Genomic DNA, 24,576 nt, shown 5'->3' on the forward strand with positions numbered 1-24,576 from the left:
CCACCCCCGCAGCGCCGTTTCGGTCAGGCCGCGGACGGTACGGGTACCGGCTGTCCGGTGGGCGCCGGCTGTGCGGTCGCCGCCGGCGGAATGATCGCCGGGCGGCGGTGGGCGGCCAGGTCCTCGATCCAGCCGGTGGCCATCACGGCGAGCGCGGTCAGCACGCTTCCGGCGACGAGCGTGAGGGCCATCCCGCCCGCGCTGTCGACGTTGACGCCGGCGAGCTTCAGCAGCGCGGCGGTGGCGAACAGGGCGGGCAGGTGCCAGACGTAGATGGTGACGGAGCGCGCGTTGATCAGGCTGACCAGTCGGCTGAGCCGGGGGGTACGGGCCAGCCAGGCCAGCGTCGGGCGGACCCGCATCAGGCCGAGCGCGTAGCCGGTACCCCACAGCAGGTCGGCGAGCGCGTCGTCGGACAGGTTGGCCACGCCGCCGTGGAAGGCGGCCCAGCCGAGACCGGCGCCGGTGAGAGCGGCCACGAGTACGGCGCAGGCCCACCCGGGCAGCCGGTCGAGCTGGCGGGTGTAGCGGGCGAACCCGATCAGCCAGCAGGTGCCGTACGTGGCGGTGGACAGCACCACGTCGGTGACCTTGTCAGCGGGCAGGTTGACCAGCGGCGAGTAGAACAGCGCGGCGGCGGCCATCGGCGCGAGCAGGGTGGGCAGCGGCCAGCGGCGGTAGGCCCACCACAGGATCGGCGACAGTAGGACCAGCCAGAGGTAGGCGCGCAGGTACCACAGCGCCAGCGCGAAGGGCAGGCCCCACGAGCTGGCCGGCGGGTTGGCCAGGGGGAAGAGCCACCAGGCCAGGTCGGGCCAGTGCAGCGGGCTGTCCGGGTCGACCAGCCAGCCGTGCGCGAGCATCACCGGCGTCGCGATCAGCGCCAGCGCCCACAGCGGGGGGAGCAGCCGCCGGGTCCGGGTCCGTACGGTACCGATGCCGCCCCGGCGATCCAGCGACGAGGCCGTCAGGCAGCCGGCGAGCGCGAACATCACCGACATCGACGGGAAGATGACCGTCAACCAGCTGATCCACAGCGTGTGGTGCAGGTACACCCGCACGATCGCCGCGGCGCGCAGCGCATCGAGGTACCGGCTGCGGGGGCGGGTGCGGGCGACGGGTTGGTTCGGGGAGACGGTGGGCGGCCGGTCGGTCAGGGGTGCCTGGGGCCGGCCGGTATCGATACCGCTCGCCATGGCGACGTGGTCCTTCCTGACGATGGGCCGTTGCGCCACGACCCGGTGGGCATTGGTCGCCGCCGTGCGGCGCTGGAACGGCAACCGCGTGGGGCGGCGACCTCGAGCTCGGCCCGGCACGCACACCGACCGCGGCGCGGTCCGCCGGGTGAACATCGCCGCCCATTGTGCTGGCGCCCGGTCGGAGCCGGATCGGCGTCAGCTGGTAGCGCGCTGGGAACGCTCACCGTTTGCCGCAACGACTGTAACGCGGCGTGAAGCGCGACTGATCCCGCCGGTCGGTACGGGCCCCGGCGGGGGTGCGCGCACAGCAGGTTCACAGGTGTTCCGAGCCGGCTCCGAGGTTGGTTTGACGCGGCATTGAGCCGGCTGGGTCGAGATGAGGTGGCGGCCGGCTGATCCCGGCGACCGGGCAGGTGTCGACATCGTGCGTTGAAGGGTGGTCGGATGGGCAGGCCGGTGATCCGTACCGCCCGTGCGACGGGCCGCTCCTCGGCCGCGCCCGGCCGGCCGGTACGCGGACCTCGTGCCGGGTGGCCGACCGTGGCCGGCGTGCTCGCGGTGGTGACGGCGCTGTCCGCGGGTGTCGGGCTGCGCCAGGCGGGTGCGAGCGCCAGATCTGCCGGGATGGGTGCCGCCCGTGCCGAAGTCACGCCGGCGGCCGGCGCCGCGCCGTTGGCGTCCACCGCGGCGTCGCCGGCGACACCCTCCGCTCCGACCGCGTCCCCGACGCCCTCGCCGTCCCCGACGCCATCGCCGCTGCTCGTCGCCGGCCCGGTCGCGGTACAGGTGCCGGGCTTCTTCTCCTGGGCGCTGCTCGATCGGCGTACCGGCGCCGTGGCGGGCTCGGCCAATGACGAGAGCGGTACGAGCAGCACCGAGTCGATGATCAAGGCTTGGATCACATCCGACTACCTGCGACTGCTCGGCAACCAGCAGCCCAGCCAGCAGCGGCTCGACGAGCTGCGCAGGATGATCCGGGACAGCGACGACCAGGCGGCCGAGGAGATCTACCGGGCCGACGGCGGCGACTCGGTGGTCTACCGGATGATCCGGATTTGCGGGCTGACCGACACGACCGTCGAGTCCGGCTGGTGGAGCATGACCCAGATCTCCGCCCGGGACGCGGTACGCCTCGGCCAGTGCGTCGCCGATGGCCGGGCGGCGGGCCCGACGTGGACCGCCTGGGTGCTCGACCAGATGCGCCAGGTCGAAGGCGAGGGGCGCTTCGGCATCATCGACGCGCTGCCGGCCGACATCGCGGCCCAGACGGCGATCAAGAACGGCTGGACGTTGATCTACGCCGACGGGTTGTGGCACGTCAGCTGCCTCGCCGTACACGACGACTTCGTGCTCGCCGTCCTCGCCCGCTATCCGGGTTCGCTGGGCCTGTCGTACGGGGCGAACGTCTGCAAGAGCGTCGCCGTGCAGCTGCAGACGCAGCACTCGTAATGGCGCACCGGTCGTAGTAATGGCGCACAGGTCGTAGTAATGGCGCGCACCGGTCGTAATGGCGCTCCGGGCGGGACTGTGACGAGTCCGATCGTCGCTTGATATTTAGCTCTGCAACAGAGGTATATTCGAGGAGTGACCGAGGAACTTGCGGACGAGGTCCTCCAGCAGATCTACGGCATCCGCCGGGTGCTGCGTCGCCGCCTGCGCGCCGCGATGGACGGGCCGGCCCTCACCGCGAGCCAGGTCGAGCTGCTCCGCCTGGTGGAGAACTCCGCCGGCATCGGCGTTTCGGCCGCCGCGCGGGCCCTCCACCTGGCGGGCAACTCGGTCAGCACCCTCGTCAACCAGCTCACCGAGGCCGGCTACCTGCGGCGGGAGACCGACCCGCAGGACCGGCGGGCGGTCCGGCTGTACCTGACCGACGCGGCGACCACCCGGCTGACGAGCTGGCGCAGCGCCCGGGCCGAGCTCGTCGGCACCGGCCTGGCCGCGCTGCCGGCCGCCGACCGCGAGGCCATCGTGCAGGCGCTGCCCGCGCTGCGGCGGCTCACCGAAGCCCTAGCGGAGGAGAACACATGACGCCCGGTCCCGCCGCGGTCGAGGTCCGCGGGTTGCGGCACACCTTCGGCGACACCGTCGCGGTCGACGACCTCGACCTGACCGTCCAGCCGGGGGAGATCTTCGGGCTGCTGGGCCCCAACGGCGCCGGCAAGACCACCACGATCCGCGTGATCACCACGCTGCTGCCGCCCATGGCCGGCTCGGTCACGGTGTTCGGGCTCGACGTGAACGGCCGGAAGATGGCGGTCCGCCGGCTGGTCGGGTACGTTCCGCAGCTGCTGTCCGCCGACGGTGCGCTGTCCGGCCGGGAGAACGTCGCCCTGTTCGCCCGGCTCTTCGACGTACCCCGTGCGCAGCGGCGCGAGCGCACCGCGGCGGCCATCGACGCGATGGGGCTGTCGGAGGCCGCCGACCGGCCGGCGAGCACCTACTCCGGCGGCATGGTGCGCCGGCTGGAGCTGGCCCAGGCGCTGGTCAGCTCCCCACGGCTGCTCATCCTCGACGAGCCGACCATCGGCCTCGACCCGGTCGCCCGGTCCGGCGTGTGGGAGCGCATCCTCGACGTCCGGCAGCAGACCGGGATGACCGTGCTCGTCACCACCCACTACATGGATGAGGCCGAGCAGTACTGCGATCGGGTCGCGCTCATGCACCGGGGTCGGATCCGCGCCATGGGCACTCCGGGCGAGCTGATCGCGAGCCTGGACGGCGCGGGCGAGAGCCTCGACGACGTGTTCCGTTCCTACACCGGTGACGATCTCGATTCGGGAGGATTCCGCGATGTCCGTGCCGCTCGCCGCACCGCACGCCGGCTCGGCTAGATTCGCCAACCCGGTCCGGGTGCTGTTCTCCCGTACCGGCGCGATGTGCCTGGTCGAACTGCAGAAGCTGCGCCGCGACCGTACCGAGCTCATCACCCGGGCCATCCAGCCCGCGCTCTGGCTGGTCATCTTCGGGGAGACGTTCACCCGGATCCGCGCCATCCCCACCGGCCACACGCCGTACCTCGACTTCCTGGCGCCCGGCATCCTGGCGCAGTCGGCGCTGTTCGTCTCGATCTTCTACGGCATTCAGATCATCTGGGAGCGGGACGCCGGCGTCCTGGCGAAGCTGATCGTCACGCCGACGCCGCGCGCCGCGCTGGTGACCGGCAAGGCGTTCGCCGCCGGGGTGCGGGCGCTGTTCCAGGCGTTCGTGGTCGTGATCCTGGCGGCGATCCTCGGGGTCGGCATGACCGCGAACCCGCTCAAGCTGCTGGGCACCGCGGTCGTGCTGCTGCTCGGTTCGGCCTTCTTCTGCTGCCTGTCCATCACGATCGCCGGCCTGGTGCTGAAGCGGGAACGGATGATGGGCATCGGCCAGGCCATCATGATGCCGCTGTTCTTCGCGTCGAACGCGCTGTACCCGGTGGCGATCATGCCGGGCTGGCTGCGGGTGCTCAACCACATCAACCCCTTGAGCTACGAGGTCGAGGCGCTGCGCGGCCTGCTGATCGGCGCGCCGGCCCGGCTCGGGCTCGACTTCGGGATCCTGATCTGCGCCACCGTGGTGGCCATCAGCGTCGCCTCCGGGCTGCTCGGCCGGCTGACCCGGTAGTACCTACCGCCCTTTCTCCCGAGCCTCGGCGGTCGCCCGCGCGTTCACCTTCTGGATCGCCGCCACCAGGTCGGACTTGTTCAGGTCTTCGGGGTGCTCGATGCCGACCTTGCGGGCCACCTCGTCGAGGTGGACCTTCGGGGCGTAGGCGTCGACGCCCTGCGCGGTGTCCCGCTGCTGCCGGCCCGATTGCGGCGTACCCTGCTCGGCCTGCGGGTCCGAGGGTCCCGTGCGCTCTTTGGGCTCCCAGTGGTCACCGACCTTCTCGTGCGTGTGCTTCAGCGACGCGTACGCGATGCGGCGGGCGCGCTCGCCGGGGCCGTACGTCTCCTCGGCCGATTCCAGCGTCTTCTCGTACGTCCGCACGGCCTTGTCGTCGGAACGGGCGATGGTCGACGGAACCTCGTCACGCATCTCCTCGGCCTGCCCATGCTTGTCCTTGCCCGGCATCTCGATCACCTTCCCGGGTGGCGGACCGGTACCCCGGCGGACCGGTACCCCGTAGGCATACCCCGCCACCCACGGTCGACCCTTGCCGGCGGATTGTGACTGACTTCCCAATAAGCAAACTTGCCTAATGGGCAAAGATTGACGATGCTGGTGCGTGCCCATCGAAAACAGGGAGGCGCGCCACGCCTGAGCAGCACCGACGCCACACTCGTCCCGGCCCCGGCCACACTCGTCCCGGCCTCGGCCACCCGGCGAGAAGGCCGCGCCGTTGATCGGCGTCGAGTCGATCACCGTACGGGAGCCGCGGCAGCTTCCGGCCGGCCCGGTGCGACGTGCCGGCCGGCCCACGCGCCTGTCCGGGCTGAGCGGTGCGACCCTGGCGCTCTGCGCGTCGCTGACCCCGTCGCTCCTACCGCGTACCTGGGTTCAGCAGGGGGTGATCAGCGGCTTCGCCGCCGTGATCGGTTACGTCCTGGGGATCGTCGTCGGCTGGCTGGTCACGAGGTTCGTACGGGTGGGCCCGCGGCTGCGGCGCATCGCCGGCCGGACGGCGGTGGCGCTCGGCGCGCCGCTCCTGGCCGTCTCCCTGTACGAGGGGGCGCGCTGGCAGCGCGACATCGACCGGCTGATGGGGCTGCCCGCGTCGCCGGTGTACCTGTGGCTGGGCGTGCCGGTCATCGCCGCGGGCGTGGCCGGGGCCCTGCTCATGCTCGGTCGCGGCCTCGGTGGCGCCGTACGGGCGGTCGCCCGGCTGCTGACCCGGTGGATCCCGCCGGCGGTCTCCCAGGTCACCGCCGTACTCGTGGTGGCGTTGCTGACCGCGGGCCTGCTCAACGGGGTGGTCTACCGCGGACTGCTGCGCGTGGCGACGTCGACGGCCGGCGCGGTCGACCAGAGCACGGGCAGCGGGGTGGCCGCCCCGACCAGCCCCGCCCGGTCCGGCAGCCCGCAGTCGCTGGTCAGCTGGTCCTCGCTCGGCATGCACGGGCGGGAGTTCGTCTCCGGCGGCCCGAGCGTACAGGCGCTGGCGCAGTTCAACGGCGCGCCGGCGAAGGAGCCGATCCGCGCCTACGCCGGCCTCGACTCGGCGCCCACCGTCGCCGACGAGGCGGCGTTGGCCGTACGCGAACTGCGCCGGACCGGCGCGTTCTCCCGCCAGGTGCTGTGCGTCGTCACCACGACGGGCACCGGCTGGGTGGACCCGAAGGCCGCGGCCGCGCTGGAGTACCTGTACAACGGCGACACCGCGCTGGTCGGCATCCAGTACTCGTACCTGCCGAGCTGGATCTCGTTCCTGGTGGAGAAGGGCAAGGCCCAGGAGGCCGGGCGGGAGCTGTTCGACCAGGTGTACGCCGCGTGGTCGGCCCTGCCGCCGGACGGGCGACCCCGGCTGCTGGTCTTCGGCGAGAGCCTCGGATCGATGGGGTCGGAAGCGGCGTTCAGCGGGCTCGACGACATCAGCGCCCGCGCCGACGGTGTGCTGTGGGTCGGGCCGACCAATGCCAACAGCCTCTGGGGCCGGCTGGAGCGCGGGCGGGACCCGGGCACGCCGGCGGTCCTGCCGACCTACGGGCGCGGCCGGGTCGTACGCTTCGCCGCCAAGCCGGCCGACCTGGCTCCGGACTCGCCGGACCGGCCGAAGGTCGTCTACCTGCAGCACGCCTCCGACCCGGTCGTCTGGTGGTCGCCGAAGCTGCTGCTGCACCGGCCCGACTGGCTCAAAGAGCGCCGTGGCGGTGACGTGCTCCCGTCGATCCGGTGGTACCCCTTCGTGACGTTTCTGCAGCTCACTGCGGATCTGGTGTCGGCGTACGGCGCGCCGGACACGCACGGACACCGCTACGGGGGGACGGTCGCCGCGGCCTGGTCGACCGTCGCGCCGCCGCCGGGGTGGTCGGCGGCCCGGACCGCTCAGCTCACCAAGGTGATCGCGCCGAACGGGTGAGGTCCGCCGACACCGGCTGGTGATCTCCAACAGAGACGAAGGCCATTAACGCTTGCCTCACGGCCTCTTATTGCCAAAGATAGGCAATAACAAGACGTCGTCGACAGCTGAGTGAGGATCGCATGGCCGTCACCACGCTGACGCGTACCACCCCGACAGGCCCGGTGCGCGCGGCCCTCGACCGTCGGGGCTGGGCCAGCCTGGCGGGGATGGCGGCCTTCATCGCGGCGCTGCACATCGTCGGCTGGGGGATCCTGCTCCTGGTCGTCGCCCCGGCGCGCTACCACGTCGGCACCGCAGGCGTCTTCGGCGTCGGCATCGGTATCACCGCATACACCCTCGGGATGCGGCACGCCTTCGACGCCGACCACATCGCCGCGATCGACAACACCACCCGCAAGCTCATGGTCGACCGGCAACGGCCCGTCTCGGTGGGGTTCTGGTTCTCGCTGGGCCACTCCAGCGTCGTGTTCGGGCTGTGCCTCCTGCTCGGCATCGGGGTGCGCGCCCTGGCCGGGCAGGTGGAGAACGGCAGCTCGACGCTCCAGCGGACCACCGGCCTTATCGGCACCACCGTGTCGGGGGTGTTCCTCTACCTCATCGGCATCATCAACCTGGTCATCCTGGTCGGCATCGTCAAGGTCTTCCGGCAGATGCGCCGGGGCGTCTACGACGAGCAGGCGCTCGAAGAGCAGCTCGACAAGCGCGGTCTGATGAACCGAATCCTGTCCGGCGCCACCAGGGCCGTGAGCAGGCCCTGGCAGATGTACCCGATCGGGCTGCTGTTCGGCCTCGGCTTCGACACCGCCACCGAAGTCTCCCTGCTCGTCCTGGCCGGCGGCGCGGCGGTGTTCAACCTGCCCTGGTACGCCATCCTCACCCTGCCGATCCTGTTCGCCGCCGGCATGAGCCTGCTCGACACCATCGACGGCTGCTTCATGAACTTCGCCTACGGCTGGGCGTTCTCCAAGCCCGTCCGCAAGGTGTACTACAACATCACCATCACCGGCCTGTCGGTGGCCGTGGCGCTCATCATCGGCACCATCGAGCTGGCCTCGATCCTCGCCGAGAAGCTCGACGTCACCACCGGTCCGCTCGCCGCGATCGGCGGCCTCGACCTCAACAACGTCGGGTACGTCATCGTCGGCCTGTTCGCCGTCACCTGGGTCGTCGCCCTGCTGATCTGGCGCTACGCCCGGATCGAGGACAAGTGGGCCGCCCGGCTCGCCGAGAGCCCGGTCGACGCCGAGTAGCCGGTTCCGAGTCGTCGTTTCAAAAGGGCGCGGCCACCACCCGGTCGCGGCCGGCACGCTTCGCTGCGTACAGGTTCTGGTCCGCCGCCCGTAGCAGATCCGCCGGTGAGCCGGTGTCCGCGCTGCTCACGGCGACGCCGAAGCTGGCCGTCACCGGCAGCTGGCCGGTCAGCGGCGCCCAGTCGTGCGCGTGCACGAGCCGGCGTACCTTCTCGCAGCGCCGCACCGCCTGCGCGCTGTCATCTCCGGGCAGCACCAGCACGAACTCCTCGCCGCCGAGCCGGGCGGCGAAGCCACCCTCGGCCGGCGCGCTGCCGAGGTAGCCCGCGACCGCCTTGAGGACCAGGTCGCCCGTCTCGTGTGAGCACTGATCATTGATCTGCTTGAAATGGTCGAGGTCGACGATCGCGACGGCGACGACGCCGCCGGTCTCGGCCGCCTCGGCCAGCAGCGCCGGCAGCCGCTCCTCCACACGACGGCGGTTGTACAGGCCGGTGAGCGGGTCGCGGAACGACAGCTCCCGGAAGCGGTCGGAATCCTGCCGCGCCTCCGCGGCCTCGAACACGGCCTGGGTGATGCGCGCCCGGGCGTCACTCTCCGCCTGGTGCAGCTCCGCCCACTCCCGATGGAAGACGAGGTGCTGCTCGAACGCTTCCCGGTATCGCCCCTGGCCGGCGTACAGGTGTGCCCGGGCGAGCAGGGCGCTGGCCCGGATCTCGGCAAGGCCGCCCTCGTCGGACAACGCGAGACACCGGTCCAGCGTCTCCTCGGCCGCTGCCGTGTCGTCCACGCGGCGGTACACCTCTGCGAGGGTCAACAGGCAGCTGGCGACCGCGTCGGCCTCCGTGGTGACGACCTGCGCGTCGGGCGCCGCCACGCGCAGCAGCGCCGCCCGCGCCGCCTCGTACTCGCCGTTGGCCAGGTACGCCTCTCCCAGCGTGTCGATGAAGGAGGCCGGCAGCACCACATCGTGCGCATCGGCCAGCGTCTGCATCCTGCGGGCGACAGCAAGGCTCGCGGCGGCGTTGCCCGCCTCGTACTCGCAGTACGCAAGGTTGTTGAGCACCGACAACCGGTGCCGCAGCGTGCCGTGTGCCTCCGCGAGCTGCCCGGCGCGCCCGTACCGGCGCCGCGCCGCCGCGTACGACCCGGTCATCGACAGCGCGACGGCCAGCGTCAGCTCGTGGTCGAACCGGACGACCGGGTGCGTGTCGTCGGGCGTGAGCTCCACCGCCCGCACCGCATCCTCGAGGGACCGCTGCCGGTCGCCCAGGTAACGGAAGAAGCGGGACAGGACCACGTGGCTGCGGGCAAGCAGGTACTGGTGCCGGTTCGCGTCGGCCCACCGGTTGACGTCACGGGCGGTGCGCCCGCCGGCCGCGGTCTCGCCGCTGCGCAGCAGGATGTCGGCCTGGACCAGCCGGGCTCTCAGCTCGAGGTCGACCAGCCCGAGGGCTGCGGCGGCCCGCTCGACCCGCTCGGCCCGCGCCATGTGCCGTGGATCGAACAGCTCCGTTTCCAGGCGTACGCTTTCGCGTCGCAGCTCTTCGGCATCCGCCGGCCCGGTCGGCGAATCCGCGACGGCGTTCTGACTCACAGCGGAGAGATCGGCGTCCACCCCGCCAGCATTAGCCAAGATCGTTGACGATTCCAGTGGTCGAATCGGGTCTCACCCGGCTGGCGGGCGTCAGTCCCGGACCGCCGTCACGACCGTGTCGATGGCGTCGACACACCGGCCGTCCTCGGTCGTCACCGGGCGGCGTGCCCGCTCGGCGCGGCCGATGCGCAGCCCGGGAAGCGTGGCGACGACCGCCTCCGGGCTGAGCAGGATCGCCGGGTCCTGCGGGCCGCCGATCCCGTCGGTGAGGTTGGTCAGGTCGTGGCCGATGACGACGAGCACGCCACCCGGGGCCAGGGCGCCGGCGGCGCGGGCCAGCACGGCCGCCCGGTCCGGGGCGGGCAGGTGCAGATAGGCCACCAGCACCGCGTCGAACGCAGCTGCCGGCGGGGCGTACCCGAGGAGGTCGGCGGTCACCCACTCCACCCGTACGCCGCGGGCGTCGGCCAGGCGTCGTCCCTTGTCGACGGCGACGGGCGAGAAGTCGACGGCGGTGACCTCCCATCCCCGGCCGGCCAGCCATACGGCGTTGCGGCCCTCACCCGCCGCCAGGTCGAGCGCCCGGCCCGGGGGCAGGGCGGCGAGCTCCTCGACGGCGAACCGGTTGGGCTCGCCGGTCCAGACCAGATCGGGCGCGGACGCGTAGCGGGCATCCCAGGCGGCACTGTCCATGACAGGACCTCATCATCGGTGCGTTGCGCGCACAAGAGATGTACGGATGCGTGTCGGCGCGACCACAATCTGCTACAGACCGATACGCTGGCGCGCGGCACCGGTTCATCTCTCCGATGGCACCGTGCCGATCGGCACCATCGGATCGTTGGCTGAAAGCCAACGCCGAAGGCGTCACGGTGTTCGTTCAACAGGAAGCACAATGGAAAGCAACAACCCCGTCCCTCAAACCGGGGGTCATATCCGTACGCATGCCGGATCGTCGACGGCGTCCATCGAGCCCATCGGGCTGCGGGAGCGCAAGAAGCGAGAGACCTTCCGCGCACTTCAGTCCGCGGCCTGGCGCCTGGTCGCCGAGCGCGGCCTGGAGAACGTGACGGTCGACGAGATCGCCGCTGCCGCGAACGTGTCCAAGCGCACCTTCTTCAACTACTTCGACTCCAAGGAAGCGGCGATCGTCGACCCCGATCCGGGCCGGGTCGAGTGCCTGGCGGCGTCGCTGGCGGCGCGACCGGCTGACGAGCCGCCGCTACAGGCGCTGCGGTCGGCCTCGATGGCCAGCCTGACCTGTCACGCCCGCGACCTGCAGCGCCTGACCACGCTGGTCTGCGCCAACCCGGGCCTGCTCGGGCCACAGGTACAGGCGTTCAACCCGTTGCGGAAGGTCATCGTCGAATGGGCGGCTGAGCGTACCGGCACCGATCCGGACACCGACATCTACCCGGAACTGCTGGCCGGAGTCACCAGTCTCATGCTGTGGCTGACCGTGTCCCGGTGGCGGCCGGAGACCGGCGACGAGGCGTTCATCCAGTTGGCGGATGAGATCTTCGTGCTGCTGGCCAACGGGCTGGCCGCCCCGCAAAAGGGATGAATCAGTAGTCTGCGAGACTCCAGCGGTGATCAGTCCGGGTGCACAGATCGAGCGGGATCCCGGCACGGGGTTGACGTTGTTCCCACCCGGTGCGCCCCGGCAGAACGGGTTCGGATTCTCCACACGGCACGACAGCATCGCCGCGTTGCGAACCTTTGTCACCCGACGGCTGGCCGAGGCCAACGCGTTGATACACAAGCCCCACTATGCCGACTGCGCCGCCGTCCTGCCGGTTGTCGTGTCGTTTGTGCCTCGACCTGACAACGACTACAACCCTCGTGCGATCTCGGTCGCCATGCCACCCGGCGACGGGGGCTCGCCGCTCGACCGGCACATCGGCTACCTGTACGAGAGCCAGCTGCGCTGGTTCGGGGGCGCCATTCACCGGCTGGCGACCGTCTCGGCCGGCCCGGTCGGATGCCACGGCTGGATCGAGCTGTACGAGATCGACGAATACCAGCGGGAGGAGCTCGAGCGCGACGCCGACCCAACGATGTCCGAGGGTGAGCTGCTCACCCCTGCCGAGCAGTTGCGCCTGGGCTACTCCGTCGGAAGCATCCGGCTGAATCTGCCGGATCCGGCGGACATGCCGGCACTCGTTGACGCGTACGAGCTGTCCCCGGCCCCGGCGACACCCGGCGCGGACGCTGTCGTGGCTGCGCAGCCTGCTGGCGCCCATGACGGCGCACCGGGTGTCGACCACTCGGAGGTGTTGCGGGCCGCGTACCTCACCCGGCTCGGAGAGGATCTGCGTACCGCGTTTGCCAACCGTGCCGCCACCGGCGCCTGGTGGCGGCCGACGGCCCGAAGCATGGCCGCGGACCGCCGAGCAGCCGAGGCCGAGAAGCGGCTCGAGCGGTGGAGCGACTACCGGCGCCAGCAGCACCGGTACCGGGGGCTGCGGGCCATCAGCCACTCGGTGTACGGATTCGGAAAGGTCCTCGTCGTCGACGAGCACGGAGCACGGGTGGGGGAGTACCACCTGCCGGACGGGCCCCTGACCCTTACCGACGAGCGGGTGCGCCCCGACGCGCTGCGGGCTCTCACCGCACATGGGATCACCCCGAAGCGCGGGCAGCAGTTGGCCGGCCTTGACGATTTCCCGGACGCGCTCGTCCTCGTGATGAGAAGAACCTGGTCGATTCGCGCCGTGCAGGAGTTGGCCGCTGCCGAGAGCCTGCCCGAGATCGGGACGTTCGAACCCGAGTCCGGCCGCCTCATCGTCTACGCGGCTCCGTACCGGGAGCCTGTCATGACACTGATCCGGCGGCACGGCCACGAACCCGCCACGGTAAATGTCGCGGCTCCGTCACGGGAGACCGAGAAATGGAACCAGGCCGCGTCCGGCTCCACCAACCAGGCCACGGCGATACGGACCACCGCGCCGCTGCGGGCGGAGCTCCGCCGATTCATCCCCGCCGAGCACCTCGCCTGCGTCGACATCACCTGGCTGACGGGCCCCACGCCCGAGGGGCTGACCTGGCGGACCCGGTCCGATCTGGAGAACGACTCCTACTACGTGCGGGAACTCACCGCCCTGTTCGGTGGGTACCGCGGGGAGGTTCGGCTGGCGCCGTGCCGGCTCTGTGGAGGCAACGCGCTGGCGGTCGGCTCAGCACTGCCGTACTGCTTCGGCTGCTGTAGGCGGGCGCAACGAGGGATACTTCAGGACAACGGAGTCGACGGGCCGTGGGTCGCGGCGGCGACGTGGGCGATCCGACGACTCGCCGAGATCGAGTTCTCCGGCCCACCGTCACTGGCGCAGCTGACCCGCCTCACCGTGACCGACGCCGGCCGGGCCGACGAGGCGATGCTCTGCCGCTTCCTCATTCCACGGCCGGAGTTCGCCTGGCCGGCCACCCGGCACCACCGCAAGCCGTATTCGTGGTCGGAGTGGTTGGCCCGCGCCGGCCTGCTGCGCGAGGGCATGCGGACCGCCAGGGGCACCAGGACGGTCGCCACCGACGGGCACCTGTGCCGGTCCCTGTTCGAGCGGCACGTCGACGACTTCTTCCACCACTGGGACATCGCGCACGACATTGAGCCGCACTATCCCTATGACAGCGAGCTCAACACCACCGGATTGCGGGCCGACTGGCGGCTGGCGGACGGGACGTTCGTCGAGGCGCTCGGCTTGCCGGACGAGAAGGCATACGCCGCGAAGGTCGAACGGAAGCTCGAGTTGGCGCGACGAACCGGCATCCGCGTCGTCACCATCACGGCTGACGACCTGAGTCGCCTCTCCACGGTCTTCGCCCCCTGGCTGACCGGCGTGATCGGTTCACGTGCCTCGAGCGCCGGCCCGTGATCGTGGCCCGCTCGCCATCGCGGGGGTCGACGTTGCTCCCGCGGCTGAACATCCGCGACAGGGCCGGTCACCGGGTCGCGGGGTGGAGCAGTCCGCTGCCGGCGGTGCGCTGACGGGGGATGGGCATGATCGCCGGCCGGTGCTGTCGGACCCGCGTCGCGGCGGTGAGCGCCTCGGTGGCGAGGCTGGTCTTCGCGGCGGCGGCGAGGTCGGCGGCGCGCCAGGCGACGCGTTCGGCGGCGGACGCGTCGAGGTAGGCGCGCAGTAGGTGGTCGCGGGTGGCGAGGCGCTGCCGCATCTCGACGACCGCCGGGTGCCGGCTCAGGTCGGTGTCTTCGGGGTGGCTCTGGTTGGCGTACGCGGTGGCGACCGCGGCGGCCTCAACCGCGCGGCGGGCGGCGAGATCGGCGGCCTCGAAGGCCTGCCATGCCTTCTCCGCGGCGGCGTGGGTGTCCGCCCAAGCGGTGCGACGGCGGTGCGCGGTCACCGCGGCGTTGGCGGCTGCCGCGGCCAGTTCCTGGGCGCAGCGGTGCTGAGCCTCGTACCGGTCGCGGCGCAGCCTCGCCGCGCTGCTGCGGATCCGTGCCCGCAGGATGTGCTCGCGCCATCTGGGCCCGTGCATCAGCGCGAACCCCATCGCGGCGAGGGCGACGAGGACGGCCCACACGCCGATGGCGTCGCGGGCACCGATGAGAAGGCTGTAGTGAGAAGTGGGGTGCATGCAAACCTCACCGAAGTCGTGGTGTTCGAGGGGAGGAAGGGGCGCCGCCGACGAGTGCGGCGCAGGTGAGAGCAGACGGAGCGCGAAACGCGCCCGCTACGCCCGCATGGGGCAGATCGGTGACTAGGCCAAGTGAAGTGGCGGCGCGCGCGACGCGCGAGGGGCGCATGCCACACCGAGCGGCGCAGGTACGTCGGGCTCTGCCGTGGTCTGCCGCGCCGATCCGTCCAGAGCGGACCGATCGGAGAGCACACCGCACGGCGCGACGTGGCCGTGGCTGTCGTGACTCGTGATTGCGCCGGCCGCGCAACCGTCCGGCTTTGCCGAGCGGACGGCGGCACCCAGGTCGGCGGCACCCAGGTCGGCGGCCGGCGAGCCGGGGACCGCGTACGGGGTAGGAGCCGAGGTGGCCGTGACGGTCGTGCCGCCGGACGGCCCCGGCGTGACGGCGGTGGAGACGCCGCTTCCGGCAGCGACCGTGATGGCCAGCAGGGTCAGCCCGGCGGCGAACGGCCGGAGCCGCCACGATCCCCACCACCGGCGAAGACGCGTGACGGCCATGCGCCAAAGATATCGAAACCGGTGCACCGGTCTGTAACCGGGGATGGTCGGTGTGCGCAACTCCTGGTCCAGTGGCCAGCCATCGATGAATTCGACAAAGTTGTTTACGGTTGTCACACATCGTTCACGTTCTATCCGCCGGAGGGTCGACGGTGGACGTCTAGCGTCCAGAGGCCGGCCGGTCGGACGTCGGCGCTGAGTCACGAGCACGTGGAGGTCCGAGTCCATGTCCCGCGCGCGCATCCAACGAGCGGCCATCGCCGCCTTACTGTTGTCCACAGTGGGCCTTTCCGGCCCGGTGCTCGCCGTCCCGGCGTTCGCCAACCCGGCTGGGACCGGTCTGGTCATCAGCGAGGTTTACGTCAACGGCGGCTCGTCCGGCGCGAGCTACCTCAACAAGTTCGTCGAGCTTTACAACCCCACGCCGAGCGCCGTGTCGCTGACCGGCGACACCCTGCAGTACCGCGCGCCCAAGAGCACCGTCGTTCCCAGCGGCACGCAGGTGTTCACGCTTTCGGGGACGGTGGCCGCGCACGGCCACTTCCTCATCCAACTGCCAGGCAACGGCGCGAGCAGCAACCCCGGCGCACCGTTGCCCACGCCCGACCTCAGCACCGGTGGCAGCGTCAACCCGGGCGCGGCGGGCGGCACACTGTACGTGGCGGCCAGCACGTCCGGCGTGCTTCCCACCGACGGCTCCGTCATCGACAGGATCGGCTGGGGGACCAGCAACTCGCCGGAGGGAACCGCTCCGAGCGGCAACTCGGTCGCCCTCAGCTATCAGCGTGACGCAACCGGTACGGACACCGACAACAACGCCGCCGACTTCCACACTGCCGCTCCCACACCGCAGGACGCGGCCTCCGATACGGGTAGCGGCGGCGGCACAGCCACGGTCACGGTGACGAACCCCGGCACCCGGAACGCGACGGCCGGCGCCGCGATCGCGCCACTCACCCTCAGCGCCTCGGGCGGCACCGCACCGTACACGTGGACGGCGACCGGCCTGCCCTCCGGTCTGGTGCTCGCCTCGGACGGTGTCGTCTCGGGCACCCCGGCCGCGGCCGGCACGTCGTCGGTGACGGTGACCGCGACCGACGCGACCGGTGCGACCGGCTCGGCGACCTTCAGCTTCCAGGTCACCTCCGCGCCGACGATCGTCCCGATCGCGTCGATCCAGGGCACGAACACCGACACGTCGCCGTACGTCAACCAGACCGTGACGACCGAAGGCGTCGTGACCGCGGCGTTCCCGAGCGGCGGCTTCAACGGCTTCTTCCTGGAGACCGGCGGCACCGAGGCGGACGACGCGACGCCGGGCGCCTCCGACGCCGTGTTCGTGTACGGATCGGTCGCGGCCGGACAGGTCGCCGTCGGCGAGAGCGTCCGGGTCACCGGCAAGGTGCAGGAGCACCAGGGCGAGACCGAGATCGACAGCCCGACGGTCACGAAGCTCGACAACCCGCTGCCGCCCGTCGTGCCGGACGAGATCCCGTGGTCCGACCTCGCGACGAGTGCGCAGAAGGAGGCGCACGAGGGCGAGCTGATCGCACCGCAGGGCGAGTTCACCGTGTCGGACAACTACGACGCGAACTACTACGGCTCGTTCACCCTGGCCGCGGGAAACACGCCGCTGCGCCAGCCGACCGACGCCGGACGGGCCGGAAGCGCCGAGGCGCGGGCCGCGGCCGCCGACAACGCCGCCCGGACGATCACCCTCGACGACGGCTCGAGCTGGAACTACAGCACCAGCACGTACGCCGGCAAGCCGCTGCCGTGGCTCACTCCGGACAACCCCGTCCGCGTCGGCTCGAAGGTGACCTTCCACCAGGCCGTGGTCCTCGACTACCGCTACTCGTCGTGGAACTTCCAGCCGACGCGGCAGGTCACCGACGACGGCTCCGCGGTCGCGACCTTCAGCGACACCCGGACCGGGAACGAGAAGCCGGCCACCGTCGGCGGCACCAGCCTGGCGACGTTCAACGTCGAGAACTACTTCCCGCTGACCGGGCAGGCGTACGTCGCCAAGGGGCTGGGCACCTGCACCTACTACAACGACCGGGCCGGCACCCACATCACCGTGAACACCTGCACCGGCACCGACGGCAGCCCCGGCCCGCGCGGCGCCGCCGACGACGCCAGCTTCGCCCGGCAGCAGGCGAAGATCGTCACCGGCATCAACCGGCTCGGCGCCGGCATCGTCTCCCTGGAGGAGATCGAGAACTCCGCGAAGTTCGGCGAGCCCCGCGACACCGCGCTCGCCGGTCTCGTCGACGCGCTCAACGCCGCCGCCGGTTCGAAGGTGTGGGCGTACGTGCCGTCGCCGTCCGCCGACAAGCTGCCGTCGCTCGACGAGCAGGACGTGATCCGTACGGCGTTCATCTACAAGCCGGCGCAGGTCGCGCTCGTCGGGCCGGCGACGGTGCTCACCGGCGACTCGGACCCCGGCCAGCCGTTCTCGATCGCCCGCGAACCGCTGGCGCAGGGTTTCAAGAAGGCCGGCACCTCCGACGCCGACGCGTTCCTGGTCGTCGCCAACCACTGGAAGTCGAAGGGCAGCGGCACCCCGCTGTACGACGGCGACACCGAGGACACGTCGTCGCCGGCGGTCGACCAGGGGGCGTTCAACGCGACCCGGGTGCACGAGGCGCAGGACGTGAACGCCTTCGCCACGCGGGTGGCGACGAGCCTGGGCACGAGCCGGATCTTCCTGGTCGGCGACTTCAACGCGTATACCCACGAGGACCCGATGGAGGTGCTGTACGCCGACGGCTACACCGACCTGGGCAGCGCCGTCGACCCGGCGGAGTCGACCTACTCCTACAACGGCCTGGAGGGCTCGCTCGACCACGTGCTAGCCAACGGCGCCGCCCACGCGATGGTCACCGGGGCGGACGTGTGGCAGATCAACGCCCAGGAGGCGGTGGCCTACGCCTACAGCCGCTTCAACTACAACGCCACGCTGCTGTTCAACGGCGGCGACCCGTTCGCCGAGTCGGACCACGACCCGGTCGTCGTCGGGCTGACGCTGCCGGCGACGCCCGCCTGGAACGCCTCGACGATCTACAACTCCGGCGACACGGTGGCCTACCAGGGGTCGGTCTGGCGGGCGCTGTGGTGGAACCAGCACCAGGCGCCGGGTAGCCCGTACGGTGCCTGGGAGCAGATCGTGACCGCCCCCGACGGCACCGCGATCTGGACCCCCTCGCGGATCTTCACCACCGGCGACGTCGTCGTCTACCAGGGCAAGAAGTACGCCGCCCAATGGTGGACGCGCAACCAGGCGCCCGGCCAGCCCTACGGGCCCTGGCGGAGCGCGGGCTGACCCGAGGCCGGTGCAACGGGGCCGTCTTCGACTCAGCTCGAAGGCGGCCCCGTTGCGATTGAGACGGTCCGTCTTTCGCCGCGTCCAACTCCGCGGGCGCGACATCAAGCCCGGTCCCACGTTGCCTACACCGACTGGCCACGCCGGCCAACAGCGTCGCACCGGTCGCTCCCGCCTCACCCTGCCGGTAACGTCACCAGGGAGAAGGAGCGCCACATGCACTCTCCAACCAACTCCCACCCCGCCGCCGCAGCCCCGGCCTGGACGGTGGGGGACCTCACCGTTCAGCGCATCGACGAGGTGGCCCTCCCTCCGCAGACCGGGCCCTGGCTGCTCCCCTCGGCCACCCCGGACGTGGTGGCCGAGGCACCTTGGCTGCGGCCCGACTTCGTCGACAGCGCGGGCATCCTGCGCCTGGACAGCCACAGTTTCGCCGTCACGGTGAACGGCCTGCGTGTGCTCGTCGACACCGGAATCGGCAACGGAAAGACGCGGGCCAACCCCGCATGGCACAACCTGAACAGCGACTACCTCGCACGTCTCAGCGGCGCCGGTTTCGCACCGGAGACCGTGGACCTCGTGATCCTCACGCACCTCCACACCGATCACGTCGGGTGGAACACGTACGCGCAGGACGGCACCTGGGCTCCCACCTTCCCCAACGCCCGTTATCTGACCGCCCGCGCCGAGTGGGACTACTGGGCGGGGGTGGACCTGGAGGAGGCCCGGCGGCAGATGTTCCGAGACTCGGTTCACCCCGTCAGGGACGCCGGCCTCCTCGACCTCGTCGATGTCCCCGACGAGGGCACCGACGTCGCCCCGGGCATACACCTGGTCCCGACCCCCGGACACACACCCGGCCACGTCGCCGTGAAGCTGCACAGCCACGCCGCAGCCGCCCTGATCACCGGCGACTGCGTCCACCACCCCGTGCAGATGCTGCATCCCGGTATCGGGAGCTGCGCGGACGTCGACCCCGTCCAGGCGGAGTACACCCGGCGCGGCCTGCTCGCCTCGCTGGCCGACACCGACACCCTGGTGCTGGGTACTCACTTTCCCCCGCCCACCGGTGGTCTGGTGGTGTCCGAGGGCGGCTCCTACCGATTCGCTCCCGCGCCTGCAAGCCCCACGAGTGACCTGCCAGCGCGCCGCTGACTGCCAGTGGATCGGAGCGGCCCTGGATTCGGGCCTACCGGGCACCGGGTGGCCGGTAAGTGACCTTCTGCTGGACGGCGCGATCAATTTCTTCTGGCGTAAGCAGTACAACCGTCTTCGTCCTGAGCGCGCCGGAGGCGGTAGCGGCAAAGCCGACGGCGGCGGCCGTCGCGTTGTCGGGCAGATCCACGATGAGGTATACGTCCGCACCACCGAAGGCAAAGTAGAACGACTCCAGCCGGCCTCCGAGACGGGCGATCAGGTTCTCGGTCTGCGTAACGCGGCCGCTGCCGCCTTCGTCGAGGAGGCCACGAACGCCTTCGGTCGTGTAAGTGGATTGAACCAGGTACTTCGCCACGCACGTCACCTTCTTCCAGGGTCGCTGACCTCTGTCGGCAGCCGAACGGAAGTCCACCCACGGCCACCTCAGGCTTACGCCTTCTGCGGCGGCGCCAGGTCCGAACAGTTTCCTTATGTCGGCGACACAAACCTTCCGAGCACGTCAGCATCCGCACCGGCGTCGCGATGCTGCGCTCCGCATGGACATCGAGGGACGCGCATCCGGCGGCGCGTTTGAGCGGCTGGTCTTCGGGTACGGCCACGAGCCGACCCGTACAAGGCGACGAGCGGGAGAGCCCGATGACCGATTTCGCCGATCCTGGCGTGCCCCGCGAAACGCCGTGAAAGGTGAAACTCATGAAGCTCACGGTCATCGGCGGTACCGGATTGATCGGCTCGCAGGTGGTCCGGAAGCTGACCGCAGCCGGACACGAGGCCGTGCCCGCGGCACTGTCCACCGGCGTCGACCTGATCACGGGGAAGGGTCTGGGCCAGGCGCTGGAGGGCGCCGAGGTCGTGGTCAACCTGGCGAACTCGCCGACATTCGACGAGGCCTCCCTGGACTTCTTCCGCACCTCCATGGCCAATCTGCTGGCCGAGGGAGAGCGCGCCGGTGTCCGGCACCAGGTGATCCTCTCGATCGTCGGCGTGGACCAGGTGCCCCAGCTGGACTACTACCGGGCCAAGGCCCTGCAGGAGGACCTGCTCCGCCAGGGGCCCACGCCGTACTCCATCGTGCGCGCCACCCAGTTCTTCGAATTCATGGCCGCCCTCTTGTCCTGGACCTCCGACGACACCACCGTTCGCCTGCCCTCCACCCGCGTTCAGCCGATCGCGGCCGCGGACGTCGCCGACGCGGTCGTCGACGTCGCCACCGGCACGCCACTGCGAGGCATCCGCATCGTCGCCGGCCCGGATGTCTTCGCCCTCGACGAACTCGGCAGGGCCACTCTGGCGGCACGGCAGGACAACCGGACCGTCATCACCGACGACACGGCCGGCATGTTCGCGGGCGTCACCGGTGACGTGCTCATCGCCGGCCCGGACGCGCACGTGGCACCCACGCACTACCAGGACTGGATCCAGACGAACCGGTAACCGCGTCCTCGGCCGGCACGGCAGCCTGGGGCGACAACGTGCTGCACCCTCTGGCGCAATGATCAGCGCAGTGGGCTGAAGGGCCGAAGCTCGTCGGGTTGGTGGCCGGTGGTGATCTGCTCGGCGAGCAGCTTGCCGGTGATCGGGCCGAGGGTGATGCCCCACATGCCGTGACCGCCGGCGGCGAAGACCCGTGGTGACCTGGTGCGGCCGATCAGCGGCAGCCCGTCGGGGGTGCAGGGCCGTGACCCGACCCACTCGTCGGTTCGGGCGTCCAGGTCCGCTCCGCGCAGCAGTGGCCGCGCGGCCTCGGCGATGGCCGAGATCCGGCGACGGTCCAGCGGCGCCTCGGCGCTGCGGAACTCCATCATCCCGGCCACACGCAGTCGGTCGCCGAGTGGCGTACACGCCACCCGCTGCGCGGGGAAGTACACCGGACCGGCCGGGACGTGCTCGATCGCGATGCTGAAGCTGTATCCGCGACCGGCCTGCACGACTGTCCGTACGCCGAAGCGCCGGGCCAGCGTACCGAGCCAGGTGCCGGTCGCCAGGACCACGGCGTCGTACCGGTCGGCCGAGCCGGCGGCGGTCACCACCCGTGCCCCCGTGCCTTCGTCGCGGACGTCGACGATGTCCGCTCCGATCACGAGCGATGCACCGCGGGCGCGGACGGAATCAGCCAACGCGTGCACGTACTGTCCGGGGTTGATGAACCGCTGGCCATAGAGGCGGATGGCGGCACCGACCTGATCCGACAGCGACGGCTCCACCTCGCGCGCCTCGGCGCCGGTCAGGACGTCGTACTCGATCCGCTGACCGGCGGTGTGGATGTGCCGTAGCTCATCCAGCAACACTGAGCGCTCGACCTCGGTGCGGTACGCCGCGATGAACGACTTGGCCTCGTTCGTCTGCGCCGCGACCCCACCGTCGGCCAACGCGTCGAATCCCTCGAAGGCGCGCTGGTTCATCGGGATGTACGCCCGCATGGCGGCCTGCCATTTCGCGGCGGTGCTGTGCCGGGCGAATCCGGTCAGGAAGCGCAGCAGTTGGGCGTCGGCGCGCGGCGGCACGTACACCGGCGACGAGGGGCTCAGCACGGCACGCAGCCCGTAACGCAGCACTGCCGGCTCGGGCAGGGGAGTGGTGATGCCAGGGGTCAGCCAGCCGGCGTTGCCCCACGATGCGCCGGCAGCGACACCGGCACGGTCGAGCACGGTGACCTGTACTCCCCGTTCCTGCAGGAACCACGCGGTGGCCAGCCCGACCATCCCGGCACCGATGACGGCGACGTGCCGGGGAGCGTGTTCGACCGACTCGGTGCCAGGCATTGCGGTTCTCCTTCGGTGCAGGGTCCCCTCGATCGTCGCCTGGCCGCTTCGTGACGTCATTGTCGCGTAAGGCCAATACCCAGCTAGATAATTGGCCGCAGGGAACAAATTGCGACATCATGGTTTCATGATCACTGTTGCCGGTGTCGTGGAAGCGGTCGGCGCCGCCCTACTCCGGGTCGTCGTCGCTGGCGGTGAGGCTGAGGTCCGCGACGTGACCATCGTCGAGCTCGACGAGGCAGCCAGCGGGCAACCCGGCGACCTCGTACTCGGTGCCGGCCTTGCCACACCCGAACAGGCGCTCGTCGTCATCGGGCGCTGCGCGCAGGCCGGGGCGGCAGGCATGGTCCTCAAGCCCCCGCTGGCCACGCACCCCGACGTCGCGTCGGCCGCCGCCGAGCGCAAGCTGGCCCTGGTGGAGCTGCGCAGCCACGGCTCGTGGGCACAACTCGTCTGGCTGCTGCGCGGCGTGATCGACCGGGCAACGGCGCCCGGCACGCCCGATACCGCTGCCGCCGGCGTGTACGACGAGATGTTCGCCCTGGCCGACGCGGTCGCCGCCGTCGTCGATGCGCCCGTGACGATCGAGGACGCGCAATCGCGGGTACTCGCCTACTCGTCGCGGCAGGACCGCACCGACCCGGCGCGCGTGTCCACCATCGTCGGACGACGTGTCCCCGGCGATGTGGTCGCGCAACTCCGGTCCCGCGGCGTCTTCCGCAGGCTCGCCAAGAGCGGCGATCCGATCTTCGTGCCACAGGGCCCGGACGGTACGTTGCCCCGGCTCGTGATCCCGATCCGTGCCGGAGGTGAGCTGCTCGGCTCGATCTGGGCCGTCGTCGAGGGCCCGGTGCCGGCCGAGCGCCTGCGCGATCTCCAGGGTCCCGCGTCCGTCCTGGCGCTACACCTGCTCCGCCTACGGGTGCAGGCCGATGTCGCGCGCCGCGTGGCAGCCGACCGCCTGCGAGCGGCCCTGCGCGCCGTCGTCCAGACGGGTCCGGAACTGGGACTGCCAACCGGGCCGTGGCGGGTCGTCGCGCTCGGCGTTCATGTCGGGACCGGGGAGATGCTGCACAACCTGGCGGTGTGGGAGTCGATCGCCCGTCGCCACGGCTGGCGCCAGCCGCTGATCGTGGATGTCGGTGACGTCCTCTTCGCGGTCGTGGCCGCTCACGGCGAGTCGCCCGGCTCATGGCCTTGGCTGGAGAAGTTGATCCGCAGCGTCGCCGTACACGACCCGGGGCTGCGCGCCGCCTCGGGCAGCCTCGCCGTGGGGCTGGCGGACCTGCCACGATCGCGTGCCGAAGCGGCGGAACTGCTCGCGCTGCACGGCGCCGCCAGACATGCGGGCCCATTGCTACTGTTCGAGGACGCCTGGGCCGAGGTAGTCGTGCACCGTGCGGTCGCCGCGGTCCCGATCGACGACCTGCTCGTCGGCGGGCCACTGCCCGACCTGTTGGTGCATGACCGCGAGCACGGTACTGACTACGTCGCCACCCTCGCCGCCTGGCTTGACCATTGGGGAGACCCGCAGAAGACGGCCCGCCGCCTGCACGTGCATCCCAACACCCTCCGGTACCGCCTGCGCCGGATCGCGGAGGTCGTCCACCTCGATGTCGAGTCGCCACAGGCACGGCTCGCACTGCAGATCCAACTCGCGGCGTTCAGCGTGGCCCGCACCAGCCCACAGGTGTGATATCTGCGGTTCGGCGCCGATTTCCACGACGTCGATGGGTGCCGTTTCCCTGCCGGCCACCGTGGTGGCTATGCCCTGACCGGTGCCGGTCTCGCCATCACCACGGCACTCGCCGCCGCCCGCTCCGTCGTTGTGACACTGGACTACCGACCGGCCGAGATCACCGTGTCGCCACCCTTCCGGCAGCTGTCGAGGGTGGGGTTGCCCGGTGACGATACGAGTGCTGACCGTTGACGACCGCGCCATCGTGCACGCCGGTTACTCATGTGGGCGCATACTCGGTTGAAACGGGACAGTCGGCGAGCCTGTGTCCCGGATGGGCGACCACACTCATGCATCAGGGGCGTGTCGATTTCTGGTCGGCTCCTCGGGGATCGTTCGATGATTTTGCGGCCGGGCACCGGTCTACGTTCGTGCCGGCACCCAAG

General features: G+C 70.8%; 20 protein-coding genes. 12 read left to right on the plus strand and 8 right to left on the minus strand.

Translation table 11 applies throughout. From position 1 onward, the window contains the following. Positions 1–23: 23 nt before the first annotated feature. Positions 24–1,196 carry an acyltransferase family protein gene (locus HC031_RS29915; RefSeq protein WP_167928803.1) on the minus strand — a complete coding sequence of 391 codons (1,173 nt, stop codon included), beginning with the start codon at positions 1,194–1,196 and terminating at the stop codon, positions 24–26. Positions 1,197–1,823: 627 nt separating this feature from the next. Here HC031_RS29915 and HC031_RS29920 point away from each other — a divergent pair. The 4 genes from HC031_RS29920 (at position 1,824) to HC031_RS29935 (ending at position 4,808) form a co-directional block, all read left to right on the plus strand. Further along, complete coding sequence (locus HC031_RS29920) at positions 1,824–2,648, plus strand: serine hydrolase (RefSeq protein ID WP_420813705.1); 825 nt, start codon at positions 1,824–1,826, stop codon at positions 2,646–2,648. Between the two features lie 135 nt (positions 2,649–2,783). Next, the gene (locus tag HC031_RS29925; protein ID WP_338090901.1) at positions 2,784–3,230 is read left to right on the plus strand and encodes a MarR family winged helix-turn-helix transcriptional regulator; all 447 of its coding nucleotides are present in this window, start codon (positions 2,784–2,786) and stop codon (positions 3,228–3,230) included. Then, positions 3,227–4,033 (plus strand): ABC transporter ATP-binding protein, encoded by an 807-nt coding sequence (locus HC031_RS29930; protein ID WP_167928805.1) that lies wholly within the window; start codon positions 3,227–3,229, stop codon positions 4,031–4,033. Before HC031_RS29925 ends, HC031_RS29930 begins: the two co-directional genes overlap by 4 nt. Continuing rightward, the gene (locus HC031_RS29935; protein WP_167928806.1) at positions 3,993–4,808 is read left to right on the plus strand and encodes an ABC transporter permease; all 816 of its coding nucleotides are present in this window, start codon (positions 3,993–3,995) and stop codon (positions 4,806–4,808) included. Before HC031_RS29930 ends, HC031_RS29935 begins: the two co-directional genes overlap by 41 nt. 3 nt (positions 4,809–4,811) lie before the next feature. Here the strand turns inward: HC031_RS29935 and HC031_RS29940 are convergent, their stop codons facing one another. Continuing rightward, positions 4,812–5,258: a ChaB family protein gene (locus tag HC031_RS29940; RefSeq protein WP_167928807.1), complete on the minus strand. Its 447-nt coding sequence runs from the start codon at positions 5,256–5,258 to the stop codon at positions 4,812–4,814. A 268-nt stretch (positions 5,259–5,526) separates the two neighbouring features. On the opposite strand from HC031_RS29940, the gene HC031_RS29945 reads away from it, so the two are divergent. After that, complete coding sequence (locus HC031_RS29945; RefSeq protein WP_167928808.1) at positions 5,527–7,203, plus strand: alpha/beta hydrolase; 1,677 nt, start codon at positions 5,527–5,529, stop codon at positions 7,201–7,203. A 122-nt stretch (positions 7,204–7,325) separates the two neighbouring features. Continuing rightward, positions 7,326–8,456 (plus strand): Nickel transporter NicT, encoded by a 1,131-nt coding sequence (nicT, locus tag HC031_RS29950; RefSeq protein ID WP_205863424.1) that lies wholly within the window; start codon positions 7,326–7,328, stop codon positions 8,454–8,456. A gap of 19 nt (positions 8,457–8,475) precedes the next feature. On the opposite strand, the gene HC031_RS34625 is transcribed toward nicT, so the two are convergent. Together HC031_RS34625 and HC031_RS29960 are read right to left on the minus strand one after the other, a co-directional pair. Further along, entirely contained in the window at positions 8,476–10,053 is a 1,578-nt protein-coding gene (locus tag HC031_RS34625; RefSeq protein ID WP_167928809.1) for a diguanylate cyclase, read from the minus strand. Between the two features lie 90 nt (positions 10,054–10,143). Continuing rightward, the gene (locus tag HC031_RS29960; RefSeq protein ID WP_167928810.1) at positions 10,144–10,746 is read right to left on the minus strand and encodes a class I SAM-dependent methyltransferase; all 603 of its coding nucleotides are present in this window, start codon (positions 10,744–10,746) and stop codon (positions 10,144–10,146) included. Positions 10,747–10,948: 202 nt separating this feature from the next. Here HC031_RS29960 and HC031_RS29965 point away from each other — a divergent pair, with 202 nt between their 5' ends. Both HC031_RS29965 and HC031_RS29970 read left to right on the plus strand, forming a co-directional pair. Beyond that, entirely contained in the window at positions 10,949–11,617 is a 669-nt protein-coding gene (locus tag HC031_RS29965; RefSeq protein ID WP_167928811.1) for a TetR/AcrR family transcriptional regulator, read from the plus strand. Between the two features lie 145 nt (positions 11,618–11,762). Beyond that, complete coding sequence (locus tag HC031_RS29970) at positions 11,763–13,925, plus strand: hypothetical protein (RefSeq protein ID WP_167928812.1); 2,163 nt, start codon at positions 11,763–11,765, stop codon at positions 13,923–13,925. A 67-nt stretch (positions 13,926–13,992) separates the two neighbouring features. On the opposite strand, the gene HC031_RS29975 is transcribed toward HC031_RS29970, so the two are convergent. Next, positions 13,993–14,646, minus strand: coding sequence for a hypothetical protein (locus HC031_RS29975; RefSeq protein WP_167928813.1), 654 nt, complete (start codon positions 14,644–14,646; stop codon positions 13,993–13,995). Positions 14,647–14,769: 123 nt separating this feature from the next. Next, positions 14,770–15,207 carry a hypothetical protein gene (locus HC031_RS29980; RefSeq protein ID WP_167928814.1) on the minus strand — a complete coding sequence of 146 codons (438 nt, stop codon included), beginning with the start codon at positions 15,205–15,207 and terminating at the stop codon, positions 14,770–14,772. Between the two features lie 226 nt (positions 15,208–15,433). Here HC031_RS29980 and HC031_RS29985 point away from each other — a divergent pair, with 226 nt between their 5' ends. Next, a complete protein-coding gene (locus HC031_RS29985) occupies positions 15,434–18,532 on the plus strand; it encodes an ExeM/NucH family extracellular endonuclease (RefSeq protein ID WP_167928815.1) in 3,099 nt (1,032 codons plus the stop codon). Between the two features lie 216 nt (positions 18,533–18,748). Then, complete coding sequence (locus tag HC031_RS29990; protein ID WP_167928816.1) at positions 18,749–19,687, plus strand: MBL fold metallo-hydrolase; 939 nt, start codon at positions 18,749–18,751, stop codon at positions 19,685–19,687. A 34-nt stretch (positions 19,688–19,721) separates the two neighbouring features. Here the strand turns inward: HC031_RS29990 and HC031_RS29995 are convergent, their stop codons facing one another. Further along, positions 19,722–20,045, minus strand: coding sequence for a GYD domain-containing protein (locus HC031_RS29995; RefSeq protein ID WP_167928817.1), 324 nt, complete (start codon positions 20,043–20,045; stop codon positions 19,722–19,724). A gap of 338 nt (positions 20,046–20,383) precedes the next feature. On the opposite strand from HC031_RS29995, the gene HC031_RS30000 reads away from it, so the two are divergent. Then, positions 20,384–21,124, plus strand: a complete 741-nt coding sequence (locus tag HC031_RS30000) for an SDR family oxidoreductase (protein ID WP_167928818.1) — start codon at positions 20,384–20,386, stop codon at positions 21,122–21,124. Between the two features lie 62 nt (positions 21,125–21,186). On the opposite strand, the gene HC031_RS30005 is transcribed toward HC031_RS30000, so the two are convergent. Then, positions 21,187–22,452 carry an NAD(P)/FAD-dependent oxidoreductase gene (locus HC031_RS30005; RefSeq protein ID WP_167928819.1) on the minus strand — a complete coding sequence of 422 codons (1,266 nt, stop codon included), beginning with the start codon at positions 22,450–22,452 and terminating at the stop codon, positions 21,187–21,189. Positions 22,453–22,579: 127 nt separating this feature from the next. On the opposite strand from HC031_RS30005, the gene HC031_RS33665 reads away from it, so the two are divergent. Then, the gene (locus tag HC031_RS33665) at positions 22,580–24,148 is read left to right on the plus strand and encodes a helix-turn-helix domain-containing protein (RefSeq protein ID WP_167928820.1); all 1,569 of its coding nucleotides are present in this window, start codon (positions 22,580–22,582) and stop codon (positions 24,146–24,148) included. The last annotated feature ends 428 nt before the right edge of the window (positions 24,149–24,576 follow it).

The sequence above is a fragment of the Planosporangium thailandense genome, assembly GCF_011947195.1.
In the GTDB taxonomy this organism is placed as follows: Bacteria; Actinomycetota; Actinomycetes; order Mycobacteriales; family Micromonosporaceae; genus Planosporangium; species Planosporangium thailandense.